The following is a 22566-nucleotide window of genomic DNA, read 5'->3' on the forward strand; positions in this document are numbered from 1 at the left end:
CTGTCTCCGTTAATTAAAAGGAACGCGGCAACTCGAGCAGATGCTCGGCCACATAGGACAGGATCAGGTTGGTGGAGATGGGCGCCACCTGGTACAGACGGGTCTCGCGAAACTTGCGCTCGACGTCATACTCATTGGCAAAACCGAAACCGCCGTGGGTTTGCAGGCAGGCATTGGCCGCTTCCCAGCTGGCCTTGGCTGCCAGGTACTTGGCCATATTGGCCGCCGCCCCGGCTTTACCCCCACTGTCGTATTCTTCGCAGGCGCGCCAGCGCATCAGGTCGGCGGCTTCCAGCTCGATATGGGCTTCGGCAATCGGGAACTGTACGCCCTGGTTCTGCCCGATCGGACGACCGAATACCACACGATCGCGGGCGTACTGTGCAGACTTCTCATTGAACCAGCGGCCATCACCGATGCATTCAGCGGCGATCAGCGTACGCTCGGCATTGAGCCCGTCGAGGATATAACGAAAGCCCTTGCCCTCTTCGCCGATCAGGCTGCTGGCGGGGATTACCAGGTTGTCGAAAAACAGCTCGTTGGTCTCGTGATTGACCATATTGGCAATCGGCTGCACGGTCAGGCCGTTGCCGATGGCTTCGCGCAGATCGACCAGAAAGATCGACATGCCGTCGGCTTTTTTCTGCACGTCGGCCAACGGCGTGGTGCGGGCCAGCAGGATCATCAGGTCGGAATGCTGAACCCGTGAAATCCACACCTTCTGGCCATTGATCACATACGTGTCGCCCTGGCGCACAGCAGTGGTCTTGATCTTCGTGGTGTCGGTGCCCGTGGTTGGCTCGGTCACTGCCATCGACTGCAAACGCAGCTCGCCACTGGCCAGCCGGGGCAGGTAATAACTTTTTTGCGCCTCGCTGCCGTGACGCAGCAAGGTAAACATATTGTACATCTGGCCATGTACGGTGCCGGAGTTGCCGCCACAGTGGTTCACTTCCTCAAGAATCACCGAGGCCTCAGCCAGCCCCAGGCCCGAACCGCCGTAGTGCTCGGGGATCATCGCCGACAACCAGCCGGCTTCGGTCATGGCGGCGACAAAGGCTTCAGGAAAGCCCTTGTCTTCGTCAATCTTGCGCCAGTACTCGGCTGGAAACTCCGCACACAGGGCGCGGACACCCTCGCGAATGGCGTTATAGTCTTCGTTCAGATACGGATTCATTAGCGCTCCTTGTTGTCGTTATTAGTCGAAGCTCACTTCGCCCTGCTGGGCGATACCCTCTGCGTTGCCCACCCACAACTCGGCTTTGCCCGCCGCCACGACACGCCCCCGCAGCACAAAGGGCTGAGGTGCAATCAACGGCCGCACGCCGCGATAGGCAAAGCGCCGCACTTGGGCCTGGGGATTGGCGCGGCAAAAAGCGCGCAGGCTGAGGGTGGCCATCAGCGGCCCGTGTACCACCAGCCCCGGGTAGCCTTCCGTTGCGGTCGCATAAGGCCAGTCGTAATGGATGCGATGGCCATTGAAGGTGACCGCCGAGTAGCGGAACAGCAAGGTGGGGCTCGGCGTGATCGACTCCTGCCAGATGCCCGCAGGCAAGGGCTCGCCCTCTGCCAGCTTGGGCGGGGTTGGTTCGCGGTAGACAATGTCCTGTTCTTCGCGAATGGCCAGTTGGCCGTCCTGCAGATAGTCATGCTGGACAGTGACAAACAGCAGCGAGCCGGTTTTACCGAGTTTTTCCCGAACATCGAGAATGGTGGAAAAACGCGTCGCCCTGGCAGCCACCCTGAGTGGAGTAAAGAACTCGACACGCCCGCCCGTCCACATGCGGTTGCGGTTGTGGGCCGGAGGTAAAAAGCCGCCCCGGGCCGGGTGACCATCATCACCCAGCCCCTGTTCCTCTACCGTGGGCTGAAAGAAACACCACTGCCACAACGCCGGCAGAGGCTCCCCGGCCTGCGGCACCTTCTCACCGAAGGTAGCGGCGATACGGGTGACCAGGTTCAGGCTAAGAACGTCATGGATTTCTTCAGTACGACCGATCCAGTCGGCCAGTGCGTTATCGCTCATCGGTGATTGCCCCGTGGCTTGTTATTTTGGCCATGATTGCCAAAAGCCGGGCGATCTGTGAATCTGCGTTTCGGTAAGGGGGCGTTCGGTTTTACTTAACGCTCAAGCCCAACGGAAATCAGCCATGCATTTTGATCTTGTCGACCTGCGCCTGTTTATTCACATCGCCGAATCCCCCAGCCTCACCCAGGGTGCGCGCAAGGCGTTTATCTCGCCGCCAGCCGCCAGTGCACGGATCAAGAGCCTGGAAGAGAACCTGGCCAGCCGCCTGTTGTACCGCGACAGCCGCGGGGTTGAACTGACCCCCGCCGGTGAACTGTTCTTGCACCATGCGCGGATGATCATGCGCCAGGTGGACTATATGAAAAGCGAGTTCACCGAGTACGACACCGACGCGTCGGGGCATATCAGGATCTTTGCCAACACCACGGCAGCCACGGAATTCTTGCCCGGTATCCTGGCCGGTTTTCTTGCCGAACGCCCAGGTGTGACAGTGGACCTGCAAGAGCGCCTGAGCCGCGATATCGTCCGCGGGGTCATGGATGGCTCAACCGATATGGGCATCATCGCCGGTCCGGTCGAGGCTGACAGCCTGCAGGTCATCCACTTCAGCACCGACCAATTGATCCTGGTCACCTCACTGGATCACCCCCTGGCCCACTCCAGGTCGATCAAGCTGGCCGAAACCCTGGCCTATCCGCATATCGGCCTGCACGAAGGCACTACCCTGCTGCGATTTTTAAATGAGCAGGTCGCCCTGCACGGCAATACCCTGAACATGCGCATCAAGGTCTACAGCTTCGAAGCGATGTGCCGGATGGTCGAAGCCGGGGTGGGTATCGCCATCCTGCCGGAGTCTTCGGCCCGTCGTCACCAGCAGACCATGGGCCTGTCGGTGATCGAACTGGACGAGCCCTGGCGGGTGCGCGAACGCAGCATTCTGGTGCGCGACCTGCAGGCACTGCCCAAGGTGACCCGGGCCTTGATCAACAGGGTGCTGGAGCATCACAAGAGCGTTGAGCCAGGCAATTAGTCCTGCACCGATATCCTTGGCCAGCGATCAGACCCGGCATGCGATAAGCCGTCAGATCAGCCTTGCGGTGCAGCGCATCGACTCTGGTTGCGGTAATGCTGCGGGCCGATGCCCAAGTGCTTGTGAAACCCTCGCCGCATACGCTCTTCCCGACCAAAACCTGCGGTTTCGGCTATCCGCTTGATCGGCTCGCTGGTGGTTTTCAGCAACTGGCATGCAGCTTCAATACGTAAGAGCTCTACCGCATGTGCAGGTGTATGGCCAGTAGTGGCCACGTAGGCACGGGCAAAGTGGCGCGCACTCATGCCAAATTGCTCCGCCAGTATTTCCACACGCAGGTCGCTTTGCAGGTTGGCTGCAATCTAGGCATGCAGACGCACCAGGCGCACGTCAGGGGCGGTACGCAAGGCCAGGGACTGGGCATTGAGCGAAGCGCTGAGCTGGGGTTGAGCCGCCGAGCGCCATACGAAAACGGTGAAATAGCGCGCCAGCTCCAATGCAGCATGGGCGCCGAGATCCTGCTCCACCAGCCCCAGCGCCAGGTCGATACCGGCAGCAGCTCCCGCGCACGTCCACAGATTCGCGTCATGCAGGTACAACCCTTCAGTCTGGCACTGGAGCGTCGGGTAGCGGGCTTGCAGTTCTTCGGCAAACTTCCAGTGGGTCACCACCTTGCGCCCCTCAAGCAGACCGGCAGCGGCCAAGGCGAATGTACCAGTACCTATGGAACACAGCCTGCGTACGGCCGTGGCGCGGCGGCGCAACCAGCTGCACACAGGTACGCTGGCTTCAAGTGCTGCCACACCCGGCCCCCCTGCCACGATCAGGGTGTCGATAACGTCTGCTTGCTGGTCGATCTGTTCCAGGGACAGTGTATTGACGCTGATCCCGGAAACCGAGGTTATCTGGCCTCCCATGGGCGATACGAGCAACAGCCGATAAGGTGGATCGCTGGCAAAAGTGCCGCCCAACAGCCGCGGTATGGCGGCGAAGACCTCAAGTGGCCCCGCGGCGTTGAGCAACAACAGCTCATCGAATGCCAGCACCACCACCGTACGCGGCGTGGCGTCCGGCATGGCAGCAAAAGAGGGGTGTTTGGCATGGAGCGCCACGGTTTGCCTCGACATACTCGATTCCACGCACACAGGGGAGACCGACAATGCTCCCCTGCCGCGCACAATACCAGTGGAACCTAGTGGGAGTGGCACCATGTCAAAACTGCACAACACCACCCTGAAGCGCCACAAGACCGGTCTGGTCGGCGTCGACCACGCCCGTAGCGCCGGTGGCTACACACTGTTCGCCCCGCAAACGGCAGATGGCAATGTGTTCCTGATCGATCTGGAAGGCGAAATCGTACACCGCTGGAAGCTGCCCTGGCGCCCCGGCCGCGACGCCGTAATACTGCGCAACGGCAACCTGGGATACAACGGCAACCACCCCGACTCGCCAGAGTTGTTTACGGGCTGGTCAGTCTGGCACGGCGGCGCCTTCAGCGAAGTCACTGCCGAGGGAGAAGTGGTCTGGGAACACACTGACCTGATGCACCATCACGATGCCCAATGGCTGGACAACGGTCATCTGCTCTACACCACCGTTGAACCGCTGAGCCCGCAGCTGGCCGCGCGCGTGGTGGGCGGCATTCCTGGCAGCGAAGCACCCGGCGGGGTGATCTATGCCGATGTGGTCAAAGAAGTCGACCGCCAGGGCCATGTGGTGTGGGAGTGGCGCAGCTGGGAGCACCTGCGCCCTGAAGACTATCCGCTGCATGATGCGTTTGAGCGCTACCACTGGCCGATGACCAACACCGTCTCGCCGGGCCGCGATGGCAAAATCATTCTCAGCCTGCGCAGCGTCTCTGCGGTGATTGCCATTTCGCGCAGCAGCAGTGAGGTGCTGTGGCGTCTGGGCCATGATCTGGTTACGCAACAGCACTGCCCGAGCGAGCTGGAAAACGGCAACGTGCTGGTATTCGACAACGGCATCTTTCGGCCACATACCAGCATGCCGCACTCACGAATACTGGAAATAGAGCCACTGAGCCAACAGATCGTGTGGCAGTACGCCGATACCCCGGGCTATGCCTTTTTCACCCCGTTCATGGGCGGCGCGCAACGCCTGCACAACGGCAATACGCTGGTGACCGAGGCCAATTTTGGTCGACTGTTTGAAATCACGCCGACGGGAGAAGTGGTCTGGGAATATATCAATCCCTTCTTTGCCCCGTACCCGGATGCAGCCTCCAGAGCCTATCTGCCGGGTGAAAACAACGCGATCTTCCGCGCGCACCGTTATCAGCGCCGGGAAATACCATGGTTGGTTGTAACATAAAAAGCTAAAAGCCCCTCACCACGCCTCTCCCGGAGGGAGAGGGTTGGTGAGAGGCTTTTGATCTTTGACAACCTGCGGGATGAGGCGACCGGAAATCAATTCCGCTCGAGTGCATTCACCAGATCATGGAAAGCTTCACGGTTGGAGTCGTTGAGCCCCATCAGAATCTTGTGCGCTTCCAGCACTTTTACCCGCACCACTTCTTCTGTCTGATCCTGCGAAGGCAGGTCGGTCAGGCAATCCGGGCAAGGGATCGGCTTGCCGATGATGTTGAACACCTGATCGAAGCCCATCGACTCCAGCAGCCGGGTGATGTCTTCGTGGGTGGTGACAACAGTCGGCAACAGGCCTGTTTTTTGGCGCGACAATATCGACAGTTTCGCCAGCAAGCCCAAGGTGGTGCTGTCGATACTGCGGGTTTCGGTGAGGTCAATCACGATGGCATTGAAATTCAACGCCGTGAAAATCCTCTCGATCGTCGCATCCAGTGCCGAACACAACGTCAGACGCACTTCACCCACAAACTTCAGGACAAAAGTGCCGTCCTGTTCGGCGAACTGAATTCTACCGGTACTCATTTAAGATTCCTGCTCAACACCAACAAGGCGATATCATCCGGCATCTCCCCTAGCGTAGCTAATCCAAACACTTTGCGCAGACCATCCAGGCTGCCGCCTGCTGCTTTCACCCGTTGCGGTAAAGCAGCTTCTTTTTCTTTGAGCGTCTGCTCGGTCAAAAGATCCAGGATGCCGTCCGACATCAGTGTCAGGCTGAAAGCTTCAGGCAATTTCATGACCTGGTCTTCATAGGTGGCTTCGTTGAACAGGCCAACGGGCAAACCCCGCCCTTCCAGATAACGGACACTGTCTGGAGTGTAGAGCACCGGCAGCGGCAAGTGCCCGCCAATGCTGTAGGTCAGTTCGCCGCTTTCTTCATTGATCACACCGCCCACCATGGTCACGTGCTTGCCCAGCTTGCAGTTGATCAGACCACGGTTGATATGCCCAAGCACTTCGGAGGGCTTGAACTCCGGCAAGGTGCCATTGCGCTTGGACTCGAACAGCAGGCGCGTGGTCATGAACTTGAGCAGCACCGTGACAAAGGCCGAAGAGGCGCCGTGCCCGGAAACATCCGCCAGATAAAAAGCGACCCGACGCTCGTCAACCCGGAAGTAGTCGACAAAATCCCCGGACAGATACAGTGACGGGATGATCTTGTGGGCAAAACTGAACTCATCAGTGGTCCAGGGGCTGACCGGCAGCATGTTCATCTGCACCTGCCGGCCGGCGTTCTGGTCTTCCTGCAGCAAATGCAGGCTGGCTTCCAGTTCCCGGTTGGCCGACTCCAGCTTCTCACGGTAGCGCTGGTTCTCAAGCTGCAACCGCGCACGATCCAGAGCTCGGTGAACCGAATGCTCCAGCACGGCAAGGTCTTCCAGCGGCTTGATCAGGTAGTCGGCAGCGCCAAGGCGCAAAGCCTCGACCACATCGCTCATCACGCCTGCGCCCGAGATGACGATCACCGGCGTTTGCGCCGACCGCTGGGCAACCTGGCGAATCACCTCCAGGCCACTCATTTGCGGCATGCGCAGGTCACAGATGATCAGATCTGGCTGCTCTTGCTCGAACATCTGAAGGCCTTGCAAGCCATTATTGGCCTGAAGGACGCTGAAGCCGCTGTCTTCCAGGTAGGCCGCCAGACTTGCGCGTACTACCTGGTCGTCATCAATGATCAGCAGCGTGGCACTGGTTTTTTGCATGTGGGCAAATGGCGCCAGAATTAGGTTGTCGTTGAAACTCGTAAACGTCGGGCTCAACAACTGAAATGGCTTGTGAACATCCCTGATTCAAATCGACTGTATTGCTCGATCCTACAAAGGTGCCCGTGTAAGGCGCAGACGGTACTCCCATCCGCGGGGTGTTTCAAGCTCAGGCCGATAGCGGCTTGAGGTGTTCGTCACGTTAAATTACTGCGGGTTATAAGAACCACGTTTACGGCAACTAAAACCTTGGTAACAAAGGCCGCAAAGCCGATTGATTCTCATCTGCACCCATACAAAAAACGGCCACAAGGGCCGTTTTTTTGCGCATCGGTCAAACGACTCAGAAGTCGTCGACAACCTGCCCGTCCTTGACCTTGAATTCACGGCTTTGCAGATACGCATTGCGGATAAAGATGTATTTATCCCCCGTGATCAATTTTTCGGCCGACAGCAGATTGGCGCGGGCATCGATGATTTTCATCCCGGCAACGGTGTTACGTGCTGAAACGTCATGCATGTAGCGGTAAGGTTCGGCATAGGAGTCCGGGTAGATGCCCAGGGCATCTCGCACCGTACTTGGGCCCAGCAGCGGCAATACAAGGTAAGGGCCGCTGCTCAGCCCCCAGTAGCCAAGGGTCTGGCCAAAGTCTTCGTCGTTGCGCTGCAGGCCCATCTTGGTGCCCACATCAAAGAAGCCGCCGACACCGATAATGGTGTTCATCAGCAAACGGGCGGTATCCACGCCCGCAGCGTGGGGTTTTACCTGCAGCACGTTGTTGGCCAGGTTGCGCACGTCACCGACGTTGCGGTACATATTGTGGATGCCATCCTCCAGAAACTGCGGAGTGATGAACTGGTAGCCCTGGGCAATCGGCTTCAGGGCATAGGTGTCGAGGGTGTCGTTAAACTTGAACACAACCCGGTTAAACCCTTCCCACGGGTCATCCTCGGTGGCGGCATTGGCAGCAAACGGCATCATGGCCACACCGGCACAGACAAACAATGGGGCGAGACGAACAGTCCAGCGCATAGCAAAACTCCCTGAAGTTACTCAACACTTGGGCGCTATGCCCTGAGTCTGAACATCAGTATAACGGCAAATGGCTTTTAGGCAGCCCCCAAGCAATCGCCTAAACAGACTTGTATAAAAGATAGACGTTCCCCCCGCTGCCGATTCTTTTAAAACCACCCGCCTGAACGACAAAAACACGCACCGGGGATTTTGATAGAGATCATGCACTTCGCCCGCGAGTGGATTAATCTAGAGGCAGACCTTTTGCTCACTTCGAAGGTCTACACCAGAGCCTATCAATAAAGGATGAATGCTATGCCTGCCCGCGATCTGCAAGAACAACTCAATACCTTGCGCGAGCAACTGGAACAGAACCCGCCGCTCACCCAGGAAGAGCGTGAACACTTGAACCAGCTCGCCACACAAATCCAGGCTCAGATCGACATCGAAAAAGCGACCAACGATTCCAGCCTTGCCGACAGTGTCAACCTCGCTGTAGAGCGCTTTGAGGTCGATCATCCCACTCTCGCCGTTACCCTGCGCAGCATCGTGCAAACCTTGGGCAATATCGGCATCTGATTTCCGGTAACCCCCAGAAACAAAAAAGCCCCGACTCATTGCACATGAGCCGGGGCTTTGTTTTGCAACTCAGGCTGTCAGAGCCCTGATTGACCGCTTAACGCCAGGTCCAGCAGCTCGCGGTTGGCCACCGCGTACATGGCATAGTCGCTGCCGGTGGCGGCACGCAGATCCACCAGCATCGAGCGCCAGCGCTCAACCATCGAGTGGTTCTGTTCAAGCCACAGCGCCAGCCGTGCCTCGATACTTTCCCCGGCCTCGGTCATCTGCAACACCGAAATGGTAATTGCCCGCTGCTGCCAGTCGATATCGTCGCGGAACGCCTCGCGGGCCAGGGCCTGCCAGTTGTTCTCCACCGGCAGGTTGCTGATCTGCTGCAAGTACCAGGTCAGGTCCAGCGCACTGCCCACGGCGAAGTACGTCTTGGCCACATCCGCAGCATTTTGCCCGGTGACATCCGAAGCCTCGATAATCGGCAACAGGGTATACAGGTGCGTGGTACCCGCTACCATGCGCGCCAGCAACTCCGGCACGCCCGCCTCGACGTAGGCCTGATAGCGGGTCTGCCAGCCTTCGCGGGTCGGTCCTTCCAGCAGTTCGTCGAGCTTGAGGCCCAATGCCGCCAGATGCGGGCCGAAATGCGCCACATCCCGTGCAGCATCCAGCTCGTTACGACGGCTGCGCAGGAACCAGCGTGTAGCGCGGCGACCCAGACGCATCAACTCATCCATCAGCGCCAGCTGGATTTCAGCCGGTACCTGATAGTCCAGCGCCTCGATCTGCCGGAACCAGTGCGGCAGGTGGAAAATATCACGCACGATGACGTAGGCGCCTGCCACGTTGGCAGCACTCATCCCCGTCGACTCTTTCAGGCGCTCGACAAAGGTGATGCCCATATGGTTGACCAGATCGTTGGCAATCTGGGTGCTGACGATTTCACGCTTCAGGCGATGGCGACGCATGGCTTCGGCAAATTTGCTCACCAGCATCGGCGGGAACGCGGTTTCCATGTCCCGGGTCAGGTAGTCGTCATCCGGCACCCGGGAGTTGAGCAGCGCCTCTTTAAGGTCGATCTTGCTGTACGAGATCAGCACCGACAGCTCGGCACGGGTCAGGCCGTGGCCCGCCGCTACGCGCTCGTTGAGCTGCTCTTCTGACGGCAGGAACTCGATGGCACGGTCCAACTTGCCACGGGCTTCCAGATCGTTCATCAGGCGCTTGTATTCGGCAATCCGCTCATAGGCCTTGCGCGCGGCCAGCGAAATGGCCTGGGTCTGCTTGTAGTTGTTGCCCAGGACCAGGCCGCCCACCTCATCGGTCATGCTGCCCAGCAGCTGGTTACGCTGCTTCTCGGTCATATCGCCGGCCTGCACCACTTCATTGAGCAGGATCTTGATATTCACTTCGTGGTCAGAGCAGTCCACACCGCCGGCATTATCGATAAAGTCGGTGTTGGAGCCGCCGCCATTGAGGTTGAACTCGACACGGCCCAGCTGGGTCATGCCCAGGTTGCCGCCCTCGCCTACCACCTTGCAGCGCAGCTCATTGCCGTTGACCCGTAATGCATCATTGGCCTTGTCGCCGACATCGGCATGGCTTTCGCTACTGGCCTTGACGTAGGTGCCGATACCGCCGTTCCACAGCAGGTCCACCGGGGCCTTGAGCAAGGCATTGAGCAGTTCGGTGGGGGGCAGCCTGTCAGCGGTAATCGCGAAGCGCTCTTTCATCTGCGCGGAGATGGCGATGCTTTTCGCGCTGCGCGAGAAGATCCCGCCGCCCGCCGACATGATGCCGGTGTCGTAGTCCGACCACGCCGAACGCGGCAGATCGAACAGGCGCTGACGCTCGGCGAAGCTGCTGGCAGGCTCCGGGTTCGGGTCGATAAAGATATGCAGGTGGTTGAACGCTGCGACCAGTTGCAACTGATCGGACATCAGCAGGCCGTTGCCGAACACGTCACCGGCCATATCGCCGATACCGACCACGCTGATGCTGTCTTTCTGAACGTTGATCCCGCGCTCTTTAAAGTGACGCTGCACGCCAACCCAGGCACCTTTGGCGGTAATGCCCATCTTTTTATGGTCATAACCGGCCGAACCGCCCGAAGCGAACGCATCGCCCAGCCAGAAGCCGTAATCGATGGCAATGCCGTTGGCGATATCGGAGAAGGTCGCGGTGCCCTTGTCGGCAGCCACCACCAGGTACGGGTCATCATCATCGTGACGGACCACGTTCAACGGCGGTACCAATGCGCCGTCTTTCAAGTTGTCGGTGATGTCCAGCAGGCCGGAAATAAAGATCCGGTAGCAGGCAATCGCCTCGGCCTGGATTTCATCACGGCCGCCGCCCAGCGGCAGGCGGCGCGGCACGAAGCCGCCTTTGGCACCCACCGGCACAATGACCGAGTTTTTCACTTGCTGGGCTTTTACCAGGCCCAGCACTTCGGTGCGGAAGTCTTCTTCACGGTCCGACCAGCGCAAGCCGCCACGGGCCACGTTGCCGAAGCGCAAGTGCACGCCTTCAACCCGCGGCGAGTAGACGAAGATTTCAAACTTCGGCACCGGCCTTGGCAGCTCGGGGATCAGGTGCGGGTTGAACTTGAAGCTGAAGTAGGAACGGTTGTGACCGTTGCCATCCGGCTGGTAGAAGTTGGTGCGCAACGTGGCTTTGATCAAGTCCAGGTAGCGACGCAGGATGCGATCTTCGTTGAGCACCTGCACATCGTCCAGGGCTGTCAGGATCGCCTGTTCCAGACGCAGCTGCTTGTCTTCGAGGTCTTCGGCCGTCAGCTTGCGCGCCAGGTAGAAGCGGGTCTTGAACAGCCGGGTCAACTCGCGGGCGATGTCGGTGTGGTTGTTCAGGGTGCTGGCGATATAACCCAGGTCAAAACCCAGGCGAATCTGCTTCAGGTAACGCGCGTACGCACGCAGCAGCGCCACGTCGCGCCATGGCAGGCCGGCAGTCAGTACCAGGCGGTTGAACGCATCGTTCTCGGCATCGCCGCGTACGATATGCACGAACGCATCCTGCAGCGTGTCGTTGAGTTGCTGGATATCCAGGTTCAAGCCTTCGCCAGCGGTAAAGGCGAAATCATGGATCCAGAACTCACGGCCATTGGCATGCCGCAAACGGTACGGGAACTCGCCCAGCACGCGCAGGCCGAGGTTCTCCAGAATCGGCAGGACATCGGACAGGGCCAGCGGTGTATCGGCGTGATACAGCTTGCAATGCAGCTCCTGACCGGCACTTTGCCCCAGCGGCTGATAGAAACTCATCACCAGCGGGTTCTTTTCGCTGAGGTTCATCAGGTGCTGCATGTCGACCACGGCCGAATGTGCAGCAAAGCGCTCGCGATAGCCTGCCGGGAAACCTTTGGGGAAATCGGCCAGCACCTTGGTGCCATTGGCCTCGCCAAAACTTTCGACCACCAGGCTGGCGTAGTCGTCCTGCCAGCTGCGGCAGGCCTGGACCACTTCTTTTTCCAGCAACAGCGGGTCGATATCGATGCGGTTTTTCGGGTCAACCCGTAGAATCAGCTGCACGCGGGCCAGCACCGACTCCGAGAAGAAGGTCCAGAACTCGCAATCCGACGCCTGCAGACGCTCCATCAGCACCTGCTGGATTTTCTGCCGCACTTCGGTGGAGTAGATATCCCGCGGTACGTAGGCCAGGCAATAGCAGAAGCGGCCGTACGGGTCCTTGCGCAGGAACACGCGAATCTTGTTGCGCTCCTGGATCTGCACGATCGACATCACGGTGTTGAACAGTTCGTCCACCGGAGTCTGGAACAGGTCGTCACGGGGCAGGACTTCCACCACCTGGGCCAGTTCCTTGCCCAGGTGAGCCTTGGCCTGGAAGCCCGAGCGGCGCTCGATTTCTGCCACCTTGCGACGAATATAAGGGATCACCCGCACGCTCTCGCCGTACACCGAAGAGGTGTACAGGCCCATAAAGCGGCACTCCTTGATGACCTTGCCGCTGGCATCGATCTGGCGAATCGACACATAGTCCGGGTACGCCGGGCGATGCACGCGGCTCGGGTGCGCGGCCTTGGCGAACGACAGCAGGGTCGGCTCGCGCAGGTAGCTGACGGCGTAGTCTTCGATACGCAGGTCTTCGGCGGTGAGCCCGGCGCGCAACAGCTTGGTCAGGCCCAGGAACGAGTCGGGGTCATATTCGATATGACCGCCATCGGCATCGTCACGCACCACAAATTCTTCATAGCCCAGGAAGGTGAAGTGGTTGCCCACCAGCCATTCCAGGAAGCTTTTGACTTCGGTTTTCTCATCGGCATCGACGGCGTACTGGCAGTTGTCGACACTGGCCAGCAGTTCCTGCACCTTGGCCTTCATCGGCTCGAAGTCAGCCACGGCAACCCGTACTTCACCCAGAACCTGCTCCAGTTCCTTGCTCAGCACATTCAATTCGGCGGCGTGTGCGCAGCGATCGATTTCCAGGTACATCAGCGACTCTTGCGAGACACCTTCCCCCGTGGTGCCCTTGGGCAGGATTTCCAGCAACTCGCCTTTGCCGCCGCGACGCACGCTCAACACCGTGGTTTGCAGGGTATGAATGCTGTAACCGCGACGGTTCAGCTCGGTACGCACCGAGTCCACCAGAAACGGCAGGTCGTGGTGCAGGACTTCAACTGCCGTGTGGGTGGACTGCCAGCCGTGGCGCTCGTAGTCGGGGTTGAACACCCGCACTTGCGGCTGGGCCGGGTCGAAACGCTCCAGCAGGCGCCACGCCGACAGCGTGCAGCCGGCGAGGTCGGACATGCGCCGCTGGGTAAGTTCATCCAGAGAAATGATGCCGAAGAATTGCTCAGCGAACAGCGCCACTTGTGGCAGTGCCTGTTCACTGATGTGCTGCGCCAGTGCCGCTTGCAGTTGATGCTGGAAGTCGGCTTTGCTGGCTGCGGTGAAGAACGCCATCTGTGGTACTCCGCTTGGGCTTGTTATTGAGAGAAGCGTCGCGTGTTGTTCCCGCGTGAGGAGGTGAAGCTGGCCGTGACCCACGGGTCACATTCACCTGCAAGGATGGTGATCTACAAAAACGACTGCCGGTTGAACAGGCTGTGTCTTTAGAGATAACAATCACCGCGCAGCTTAACGATTGCGCTGTACGGCCTGCTTACGGTGCGGCGACATATTCGGTCATCGGGACGCAACCGCCAGGGCGGTCATAGAACAACCCTAGCATCGGCAAGCGAAAAACCTTCATAAAAGCACCGTAGTTTCCGTAGCGAGCAACAGAAATGACTGACCATTTGCCCAGTTGTTCCATTCAAACCTGCACAAATCGGTTCAGGCTGGCAAAATTGGCCTCTGATCGACCTACCCGCGCCCAGAGCGCCAGGAATTACCCATGCAAATGACCACCGACCACCTGCTCGCCAACCCGTGCGACGACGAAGAAGACAATATGGCCATGCTGTGCTGCCACACCGACAGCGGCGAAATGTTTCTGATGACCCGTTACCCGGACGAAGACGAGCTGGAAATCACCCTTGAAGACGAGCCTTCGACCCTGGACGGCGTCAAGGTCACCTTGAGCCCTACCCGCCTGCTGATCGAAATCGGCGCGGGTGATGCGGACGTTCTCAAGGGCGATGACCACCTGGAAATCCTCCACAACACCCCTGCGGCAGACCTTGGCGAAGTCGAAGAGACCCTGCAGAACATCCTCAAGGGCACCGGCACCTATATCAGCGAGCTGAATTAATCCTCCATGAGGAAGGGAGTCTTGCAGGGCACATTGTGGGAGCGAGCCTGCTCGCGATGCAGGCGATGCGATCTGTCTGGCCCAGCGCACTGATACCATCGCGAGCAGGCTCGCTCCCACAGTCATACACTTCCACTGGAGCTCACCACCATGCGCCCGCTCTTCGATGCCCACTGCCATATCATTGACAGCGCCTACCCGCTGATTCCCAACAATGGCTATGTGCCCGAGTTCTTCAGTGTCGATGACTACCTGGCCCGGGCCACCCCCCTGGGTATCGTGGGCGGTGCCGTGGTATCGGGTTCCTTTCAGGGCTACGACCAGAGCTACCTGATCGCTGCACTCAAGCGTTTAGGCCCGGGGTTTGTGGGCGTGACCCAGTTGCCCGCCAGTGTCACCGATGCCGAGCTGCAGACCCTGCGCCGGCAGGGCATCCGCGCCCTGCGCTTCAACCTCAAGCGCGGAGGCTCCGAACAACTTGACCAGCTCGAATCATTGGCCATGCGCGTGCATGAACAAGTGGGCTGGCATTCCGAGCTGTACGTTGACTCACGGGAACTGTCAGGACTGGAAGACCGGTTGCGACGCCTGCCGGCGCTGAGCATCGACCACCTGGGTATAAGCCATGAGGGCCTGCCCAGCCTGCTGCGCCTGGCGGAGCACGGCGTGCGGATCAAGGCCTGCGGTTTTGGCCGGGTTGATTTTGCCGTGCCGCAAGTACTGCAACAGATCCATAGCATCAACCCCGACGCCCTGATGTTTGCTACGGACCTGCCATCAACCCGGGCGCCACGGGCCTTTGAGGACAACGATATCGCCTTGCTGGTAGAGGCCCTTGGCGAAGATGGCGCACACAAAGCCCTGTGGCATAACGCACGCAGCTTTTATGGCTTTTAATCCTGTAGCCGCTGACGAGCGTAGCGAGGCCAAGATCGAACGCAAAGCGTTCGCTAATCCGATAGACGCGGTGCAGCCGAACTATCGGATGGCCGGGATTTACGACTGCTGCGCAGCCGTTCGCAGCCTCGCTACGCTCATCAGCGGCTACAAGACCCCGTGCAGATGAGCACCAATCTCAACAAGCCCGGGCATTTCAGGTTTTTCCTGTAAAAATCCCCACCGCCATTAGTCCGCAGAGCCTCCAATGGATTAAAGTAACGCCCCCAGCCCCGGTGTAATTCTTGCGCCGCCGGTGTCCTTTTCAGGAACAGTCATCGATGGAACATCGTAAAGCGCTGCTTGCGCTGCGAACCTTTCTCTCAACGCAGATCCTCGGTCAGGAAAAGTTGATCGATCGCCTGCTGATCGCGTTGCTCGCAGACGGCCACATGCTCGTCGAAGGCGCACCGGGTCTGGCCAAGACCAAGGCCATCAAAGAACTGGCCGAGGGCATTGAAGCGCAGTTCCATCGTATCCAGTTCACCCCCGACCTGCTGCCAGCCGATATCACCGGCACCGAGATCTATCGCCCCGAAACCGGCAGCTTCGTGTTTCAACAAGGGCCGATTTTTCACAACCTGGTGCTGGCGGATGAAATCAACCGGGCGCCGGCCAAAGTGCAGTCGGCCTTGCTTGAAGCCATGGCCGAGCGCCAGGTCAGCGTCGGGCGCAGCACCTACGAGTTGTCGCCGCTGTTTCTGGTCATGGCCACGCAAAACCCCATCGAGCAGGAAGGCACTTACCCGCTGCCCGAAGCCCAGCTCGACCGCTTCCTGATGCACGTCAAAATCGGCTTTCCGGACGCTGCCGTCGAACGTCGCATCCTGCAACAGGCCCGTGGCGAAGCCCTCAACGGCGAAACCAAGCCCGAGCGCCGGGTCAGCCAACAGGCCATTTTTGCTGCGCGCAAGGAAATCCTCGGCCTGTACATGGCCGATGCGGTGGAGGAATACCTCGTACAACTGGTGATGGCGACCCGTACCCCCGGCAAGTTCGACCCCGAAATGGCGGAATGGATTGCCTACGGCGCCAGCCCCCGTGGCTCGATCGCGCTGGATCGCTGTGCTCGGGCCCACGCCTGGCTGGCCGGACGCGACTTCGTCAGCCCCGAAGACATCCAGGCCGTGCTGTTTGACGTGCTGCGCCATCGCATCATCCTGTCATTCGAAGCCGAGGCCGCCGGTATCGACCAGGACCGCGTGGTACAGCGCATCCTCGACGTCGTTGCCGTTGCCTGACCGATGAACAACCCCCTGCCCGCCGAACCCGGTATCCGCGTCACGCTCGCCGAACTGATCGAGATGCGCCATCGGGTACGCGAAGTGCAACTGTTCTCCTCCCCCAGCCAGCGCAGCCCGCTGGTGGGGTTGCATCACTCGAAATTGCGCGGACGCGGGGTCGACTTCGATCAGGTGCGGGTCTACCAGGCCGGGGACGACGTGCGCACCATCGACTGGCGCGTGACAGCACGCACCCAGGAACCGCACACCAAAATGTTCCATGAGGAACGCGAGCGGCCGATCTTTATCCTGGCCGAACAAAGCCGACGGCTGTTTTTCGGCTCGGGGCTGATGTTCAAGTCGGTGCTCGCCGCCCAGGCTGCCAGCCTGATCGGCTGGGCCGCACTGGGTCACAACGACCGCGTCGGCGGGCTGGTGTTTGGCGATCACGAACACTACGAAATCAAACCCCGGCGCAGCAAGCAAAGCCTGCTGCAATTGCTCAACCGGCTGGTGCGGGTCAATCAGTCACTGCACACCGACGTGCAATCGGACCGCGATGCCTTGGGCATGGCGCTGATCCGCGCCCGTGAAGTGCTGCGCCCCGGCAGCCTGGTGATCGTGATCTGTGATGAGCGGGGCCTCACCGACGCTGCCGAACAACAATTGAGCCTGCTATCACGCCATTGCGACCTGATCCTGCTGCCGCTGTCCGACCCGCTGGATCACGCCCTTCCCGCTGCCGGGCTGTTGCGTTTTGCCGAGCGTGGCGCCCAGCTGGAACTCGACACCCTCAATTATGATTTGCGCCAGGCCTACCGTGCCCAGGCCGAGGCCCGGATTGCCCGCTGGGAACTGCTGGCGCAAAAGCTGCGGGTTTTGCTCATGCCCCTGAGCACCCAAAGTGAAATGGTCGAACAACTGCGCGAATACCTGAACGCCAAGCGTCCCGGCAAAACCTCATGAAAGAACTCGAACAGCTGCAACCCCTGATCACGCCCCCTGCGATTGGCTTCTGGCCGCCAGCGCCGGGCTGGTGGTTGCTGCTCATCATACTGCCCGCGCTGGGCTGGGGACTGTGGTGGTTGCGCCGCTACCTGCCCGCCAAACGCCAGCCGGGCCGTACCGAGCAACCCCTGGACCCGGTGCGCCTGGCCGCCCTTGAAGAGCTGGCGCGTTTTCCAAAACCTTACGACGGCGCGCCCGCCGGTGCCTGGCTGCAACAGCTCAACGGCCTGCTCAAGCGCCTGTGCCGCAACCACTACCCCTACAGCCAAAGTCACACACTCAACGGTCGCAAGTGGCTGGCGTTCCTCGACAACCGTTGCCCGGCTGCCGGGTTGACGCGCTGGATGGTACTGGTTGAAGGCGCCTACAAGCCCGAGTGCAAGCTCGACGACAAAGCCATCGCCGGACTCAATCAAGCGGTTGAAACCTGGATTCGCAAACATGTTTGAATTTGCCTGGCCGTGGCTCTTCGCCCTGCTGCCCCTGCCCTGGCTGATGCGCCTGGTACTGCCGGCCGCCGACAGCGGTGAGGCTGCGCTGCAGATCAGCTTTCTGGGCGATCTCGAAGAACTGGCCCGGCGCAAGGCGCGAACCACCCTGCCTTCGTGGCGCCAGCAAACCCCCTATGTGCTGCTCTGGCTGTTGCTGTTGACCGCCGCCGCCCGCCCGCAATGGCTGGGTGAGCCGCTGCCCATTGCCGCCAGTGGCCGCGACCTGCTGGTTGCGGTGGATGTCTCGGGCTCGATGGACTACCCGGATATGCAATGGCAAGGCGAAGACGTCAGCCGTCTGGATCTGGTCAAAAGCCTGCTCGGCGACTTTCTGGAAAAACGTGAGGGTGATCGCGTGGGGCTGATCCTGTTCGGCAGCCAGGCCTACCTGCAAGCGCCCCTGACCTTCGACCGGCGCACCGTGCGCACCTGGCTCGACGAAGCGCGCATCGGCATCGCGGGCAAGAACACCGCCATCGGTGACGCCATTGGCCTGGCCCTCAAACGCTTGCGCCAGCGTCCTGCACAAAGCCGGGTGCTGATCCTGATCACCGACGGGGCCAACAATGGCGGGCAGATCGACCCGCTCACCGCCGCCCGCCTTGCCGCCGAGGAAGGCGTGAAAATCTACCCCATCGGGATTGGCGCCGACCCGGAAGAAAGCAGCAGCAAAGGCATGTTCACCATCAACCCCGGAGTGGACCTTGATGAACCGGCGCTTGAAGAGATCGCCAAAGTCACCGGCGGCCAATACTTCCGTGCCCGGGACGGCGGTGAACTGTCAGCCATCAAGGACACCCTCGACCAACTTGAACCCGTGGCCCAGCAACCCACCCAGGCACGCTCGGCACAGGCACTCTACAGCTGGCCATTGGCGGCAGCCCTGCTGCTGAGCGTGCTGCTGGTGATCCGCGAGCTGTGGCCCAACAACCCTGTACAACGCTGGCTGAGCAAGGAGCATTTTTTGCAGCAACATCCTGGCTGGCGCGCACGGCTCAAACGCCTGCGTCTGCGCAGGCGCCGATGAGCGCGCTCTGGCCCCACTGGTTTCGCCCCGAATGGCTGCTTGTCCTGCCGCTGCTCGGCTGGCTGCTATGGAAACGCTGGCACCGTGAAAAACGTGCAGGTCGCTGGCAAATGATCCTGCCGGTGGCGTTTCATCGCGTATTGCTCAGCGGCGGTAATGGCCGTAACAGCAAGCTGCCCTGGATTGCCCTGGGGCTCGGCTGGCTGCTGGCTGTACTGGCGTTGCTGGGGCCCAGCTGGCAAAGGGTTGAGCAGTCCACGCAAAAGCCCGCCGACCCGCTGGTCGTCATGCTGGAACTGACTCCCAGCATGCTCGCCACCGACAGTTCGCCCAACCGGCTGGAGCAGGCGCGACGCAAGATCTATGACCTGCTGCAAAACCGTACCGATGCGCAAACTGCCGTGATCGTCTACGCCGGCAGTGCCCACACGCTGGTGCCGCTGTCCGATGACCTGGCCACCAGCCGCAACCTGCTTGAAGCCCTCAAGCCGTCGATCATGCCGCAACCGGGCCATCGTGCCGATCTTGCGGTCACCAAGGCCCTTGAGCTGCTCGATCAGGGCTCGCTGGGTGAGGGTCGCCTGCTGTTGATCACCTCATCGCTCAGCGACCAGGAACGCAGCGGCATCCGCCAGGCCCTGAATGGTCATGCCCCGCAACTGCTGATACTCGGCGTGGGCAGTCGCGAAGGCGCCCCCGTGGTCGACGAAGGCGGGCAGTTTCTCAAGGACGATCAGGGCGCCATTCTCCTGCCGCGCCTGGACAGCCCAAGCCTGCGGGCATTTGCCCTGGATGTGGACGGACGCTATCGCCAGGCACGCCTGGATGACAACGACTTGCGCGGCCTGGGCCTGCTCGACGGCCCAGCGCATCTGCGCGATGACGGCCAGACCCTGCATCTGGACGCCTGGTCTGACCAGGGTTACTGGCTGCTGCTCCCGCTTCTGTTGTTGGTGGCCTGTGCCGGACGGCGTGGCTGGCTGTTCTGCCTGCCCTTGCTGTTCATGCTGGCACCCCAGCCCGGCTACGCCATGAGCTTTACCGACCTCTGGTTGCGCCCCGACCAACAAGGCATACGCCTGCTGCAGCAAAAAAAACCATTGCAGGCACTCGAGCACTTCAGCGATCCGCTCTGGCAAGGCGTGGCGCTGTACCAGGCGGGCGACTACGCCGGTGCAGCCCTGCGTTTTGCCGAGGTCAACAGCGCCAGCGCGCACTATAATCGCGGCAATGCACTGGCCATGAATGACGAGTTGGAAGCCGCCATCGATGCCTATGAACAGGCACTCGAGCTGCAACCCGAGCTTCAGGCCGCCGCGCAAAACAAAGCCCTCGTCGAGCAAATACTCGAGCAACAGCGCGCTGAGGCCCAGGCAAAGGCCGAACAGACACCCGAGCCGCCACCTGCGCCAGCCGAATCGCAAAACCCGCTGAGCACCAGTGCCCAGGGCGCGTCCAGCACCACGGGGCAAAATGAGGACAACAACTCGGCCGCCACCCCCACCACCGAAGCGCCCCCGGACGAGCCGCTCAACCCCGGCGCCGAAGCCGACGGTCAGCCCGGTGACGAGCAGACCACGCGCCCGCCGGTACCGGCCGCCAACCAGACCGGCGAAGAACAGCGCCAGGCGCTGGAACAATGGCTCAGACAGATTCCCGACAACCCCAGCGAATTGTTGCGACGCAAATTCTGGTACGAACAGCAGCAACATCAGGACACGCCTAAATGAACCGCCTCTGCGTTTTGCTTCTTTTGCTGTGTTGCTGGACCCTGCCGGCCCATGCCGGCGGCCTGGTTGCCAGCGTTGACCGGGACCAGCTCAGCTCCGGTGAAACCGTCGAGCTGACACTGGAGTCCACCGACGTCACCCAGTTTGGCAAGCCCGACCTGACACCATTGGACAACGGGTTTGAAGTGCGCGGCACGCGCCAGGTCAACCAACTGACCAGTCTCAGTGATGACAACAAAGCCACTACCCGCTGGATCATCACCCTGCAACCCAAACAAACCGGCACCGTGACGATCCCGGCACTGCAAGTCGGTGAATACCACAGCCAGCCGATCAACCTGACCGTGACCCAGAGCGTGGCCAGCGACAACGAACTGGCCCCGGTCTTTATCGAAGTCAGTCTGGACCAGCCCAGCGTCTACGTTCAGGCCCAGGCCCTGCTGACCCTGCGCGTCTACCACTCCGTGGCGCTCTACGACGACAGCAGCCTGACCCCGTTGCACATTGACGACGCCATCGTCGAGCAACTGGGCGAGTCGCGCACCTATGAAAAGTTGATCAATGGCGTGCGCCACGGCGTGATCGAGCGCCGCTACGGAATCTACCCCCAGCGCAGCGGCGAACTGCTGATTCCGGCACAAACTTTCAGTGCCACCCAGGTCGACAGCCAGCAATCCACGGCCCCCGCGCCCCTTGGGCCCAAGCCTGGAAAGCTGCTGCACGTGACCTCCACCGAGATTCCGCTGACCGTCCTGCCCAAGCCCGAGACCTATCCACCCAATGCCCCGTGGTTGCCAGCCCGAAGCCTGAGCATGAGCGAAACCTGGAACCCCGAGCCTGACCATACGCTGGTGGGTGACTCCCTGACCCGAACCCTCACCCTCAAGGCTGAAGGCCTGTCCAGCGCCCAGTTGCCGCCCCTGCCCGCCACTGACGTCAACGGCTTGCGGCGCTACCCGGACTTGCCGCAGTTGAGCAATCAAGTCACCGAAAACGGCCTGATCGGCAGCCGCGAAGAGCGTGAGGCGCTGGTGCCGACACGGGTTGGCCAGATCGAATTACCCGCCGTCGAAGTGGTCTGGTGGAACACCCACGAAGACCATCTGGAGCGGACCTACCTGCCCGCCCGCACCCTGCTGGCAGCAGCCAACCCCAACCTTGCCGTGGACACGCCTGTCAGCGGTGCCGTGGCAGCCATGAGCGAAGAATCGTCGCTGTGGATCTGGCAGCTCAGCACCCTGTTTCTGGCCTGCACCACCCTGGCGAGCCTGGGCTTGTGGTGGCGTGCCCGCTGGCAGCCTGCAATCTTGCGTGCAGCGCAAACCGGGCCCAGCCCGCGCACCCTGCTCGACGACCTTAAACGCGCCTGCCTGGCCAACGACCCCCACGCCACACGCCAGGCACTCGATGCCTGGGCGCGGCAACAACCCGAAACCCTGGCCGACATGGCCGCGCGTTTCGTGTTGCTGTCCGATGCCCTCGATGGCCTCAATGGCGCGCTGTACAGCGAGACCGGCCAGTACTGGCAAGGCGAAGAGCTGTGGAAGGCCATTCGCAGCATTCCGGCTACCGAGCGCGAGCAAGACGCCGCCAGCGAGCCAAGCAGCCTGCCGCCGCTCTACCCCAAATAAATTTCCAGGCAACCCGAGGACCGCCCGAGCGAGCGGGTTGCCAACCCCTTTAA

At 60.6% G+C, this 22566-nt stretch carries 19 protein-coding genes; 11 read left to right on the top strand and 8 right to left on the bottom strand.

The genetic code is table 11. The features are described from left to right. Positions 1–13: 13 nt before the first annotated feature. Positions 14–1177 carry an acyl-CoA dehydrogenase family protein gene (locus HBN79_RS22145; RefSeq protein WP_095000532.1) on the bottom strand — a complete coding sequence of 388 codons (1164 nt, stop codon included), beginning with the start codon at positions 1175–1177 and terminating at the stop codon, positions 14–16. A 21-nt stretch (positions 1178–1198) separates the two neighbouring features. Beyond that, positions 1199–2026, bottom strand: coding sequence for a transposase (locus HBN79_RS22150; RefSeq protein ID WP_169917200.1), 828 nt, complete (start codon positions 2024–2026; stop codon positions 1199–1201). A gap of 124 nt (positions 2027–2150) precedes the next feature. Here HBN79_RS22150 and HBN79_RS22155 point away from each other — a divergent pair, with 124 nt between their 5' ends. Further along, positions 2151–3059, top strand: a complete 909-nt coding sequence (locus tag HBN79_RS22155) for a LysR family transcriptional regulator (RefSeq protein ID WP_095000534.1) — start codon at positions 2151–2153, stop codon at positions 3057–3059. A gap of 56 nt (positions 3060–3115) precedes the next feature. Here HBN79_RS22155 and HBN79_RS24035 read toward each other — a convergent pair whose 3' ends face one another. Then, positions 3116–3421: a helix-turn-helix domain-containing protein gene (locus HBN79_RS24035; RefSeq protein WP_346010150.1), complete on the bottom strand. Its 306-nt coding sequence runs from the start codon at positions 3419–3421 to the stop codon at positions 3116–3118. Continuing rightward, the gene (locus HBN79_RS22160; protein WP_254925298.1) at positions 3422–4186 is read right to left on the bottom strand and encodes an AraC family transcriptional regulator; all 765 of its coding nucleotides are present in this window, start codon (positions 4184–4186) and stop codon (positions 3422–3424) included. A gap of 82 nt (positions 4187–4268) precedes the next feature. On the opposite strand from HBN79_RS22160, the gene HBN79_RS22165 reads away from it, so the two are divergent. Further along, positions 4269–5390, top strand: coding sequence for an aryl-sulfate sulfotransferase (locus HBN79_RS22165; RefSeq protein WP_095023514.1), 1122 nt, complete (start codon positions 4269–4271; stop codon positions 5388–5390). Between the two features lie 95 nt (positions 5391–5485). Here the strand turns inward: HBN79_RS22165 and rssC are convergent, their stop codons facing one another. The 3 genes from rssC to HBN79_RS22180 all read right to left on the bottom strand — a co-directional run bounded on the left by rssC (position 5486) and on the right by HBN79_RS22180 (position 8182). Next, a complete protein-coding gene (gene rssC / locus HBN79_RS22170; RefSeq protein ID WP_095000537.1) occupies positions 5486–5968 on the bottom strand; it encodes an anti-sigma factor antagonist RssC in 483 nt (160 codons plus the stop codon). Continuing rightward, positions 5965–7149, bottom strand: a complete 1185-nt coding sequence (gene rssB, locus HBN79_RS22175) for a two-component system response regulator RssB (protein WP_153328591.1) — start codon at positions 7147–7149, stop codon at positions 5965–5967. The genes rssC and rssB overlap by 4 nt, the downstream gene beginning before the upstream one ends. A gap of 343 nt (positions 7150–7492) precedes the next feature. Further along, positions 7493–8182 carry a VacJ family lipoprotein gene (locus HBN79_RS22180; protein WP_095000539.1) on the bottom strand — a complete coding sequence of 230 codons (690 nt, stop codon included), beginning with the start codon at positions 8180–8182 and terminating at the stop codon, positions 7493–7495. Positions 8183–8479: 297 nt separating this feature from the next. On the opposite strand from HBN79_RS22180, the gene HBN79_RS22185 reads away from it, so the two are divergent. Further along, positions 8480–8743, top strand: coding sequence for a DUF4404 family protein (locus HBN79_RS22185; protein ID WP_095000540.1), 264 nt, complete (start codon positions 8480–8482; stop codon positions 8741–8743). 77 nt (positions 8744–8820) lie between these two features. On the opposite strand, the gene HBN79_RS22190 is transcribed toward HBN79_RS22185, so the two are convergent. Then, positions 8821–13677, bottom strand: coding sequence for an NAD-glutamate dehydrogenase (locus HBN79_RS22190; protein ID WP_095023512.1), 4857 nt, complete (start codon positions 13675–13677; stop codon positions 8821–8823). 433 nt (positions 13678–14110) lie between these two features. Here HBN79_RS22190 and HBN79_RS22195 point away from each other — a divergent pair, with 433 nt between their 5' ends. The 8 genes from HBN79_RS22195 (at position 14111) to HBN79_RS22230 (ending at position 22513) form a co-directional block, all read left to right on the top strand. Then, positions 14111–14467: a hypothetical protein gene (locus tag HBN79_RS22195; RefSeq protein WP_095000542.1), complete on the top strand. Its 357-nt coding sequence runs from the start codon at positions 14111–14113 to the stop codon at positions 14465–14467. A 150-nt stretch (positions 14468–14617) separates the two neighbouring features. After that, positions 14618–15364: an amidohydrolase family protein gene (locus HBN79_RS22200; protein WP_095023511.1), complete on the top strand. Its 747-nt coding sequence runs from the start codon at positions 14618–14620 to the stop codon at positions 15362–15364. Between the two features lie 320 nt (positions 15365–15684). After that, the gene (locus HBN79_RS22205) at positions 15685–16644 is read left to right on the top strand and encodes a MoxR family ATPase (RefSeq protein ID WP_095023510.1); all 960 of its coding nucleotides are present in this window, start codon (positions 15685–15687) and stop codon (positions 16642–16644) included. 3 nt (positions 16645–16647) lie between these two features. Further along, positions 16648–17592, top strand: coding sequence for a DUF58 domain-containing protein (locus HBN79_RS22210; protein ID WP_095023509.1), 945 nt, complete (start codon positions 16648–16650; stop codon positions 17590–17592). Continuing rightward, a complete protein-coding gene (locus tag HBN79_RS22215) occupies positions 17589–18083 on the top strand; it encodes a DUF4381 domain-containing protein (protein ID WP_095023508.1) in 495 nt (164 codons plus the stop codon). Before HBN79_RS22210 ends, HBN79_RS22215 begins: the two co-directional genes overlap by 4 nt. Then, entirely contained in the window at positions 18076–19152 is a 1077-nt protein-coding gene (locus HBN79_RS22220; RefSeq protein ID WP_095023507.1) for a VWA domain-containing protein, read from the top strand. Before HBN79_RS22215 ends, HBN79_RS22220 begins: the two co-directional genes overlap by 8 nt. Beyond that, positions 19149–20882 (top strand): VWA domain-containing protein, encoded by a 1734-nt coding sequence (locus tag HBN79_RS22225; protein WP_169917201.1) that lies wholly within the window; start codon positions 19149–19151, stop codon positions 20880–20882. Before HBN79_RS22220 ends, HBN79_RS22225 begins: the two co-directional genes overlap by 4 nt. Then, positions 20879–22513 carry a BatD family protein gene (locus HBN79_RS22230; protein WP_095023505.1) on the top strand — a complete coding sequence of 545 codons (1635 nt, stop codon included), beginning with the start codon at positions 20879–20881 and terminating at the stop codon, positions 22511–22513. The genes HBN79_RS22225 and HBN79_RS22230 overlap by 4 nt, the downstream gene beginning before the upstream one ends. Positions 22514–22566: the final 53 nt, after the last annotated feature.

The organism is Pseudomonas sp. WS 5051 (assembly GCF_012985715.1).
Classification (GTDB): domain Bacteria; phylum Pseudomonadota; class Gammaproteobacteria; order Pseudomonadales; family Pseudomonadaceae; genus Aquipseudomonas; species Aquipseudomonas bubulae.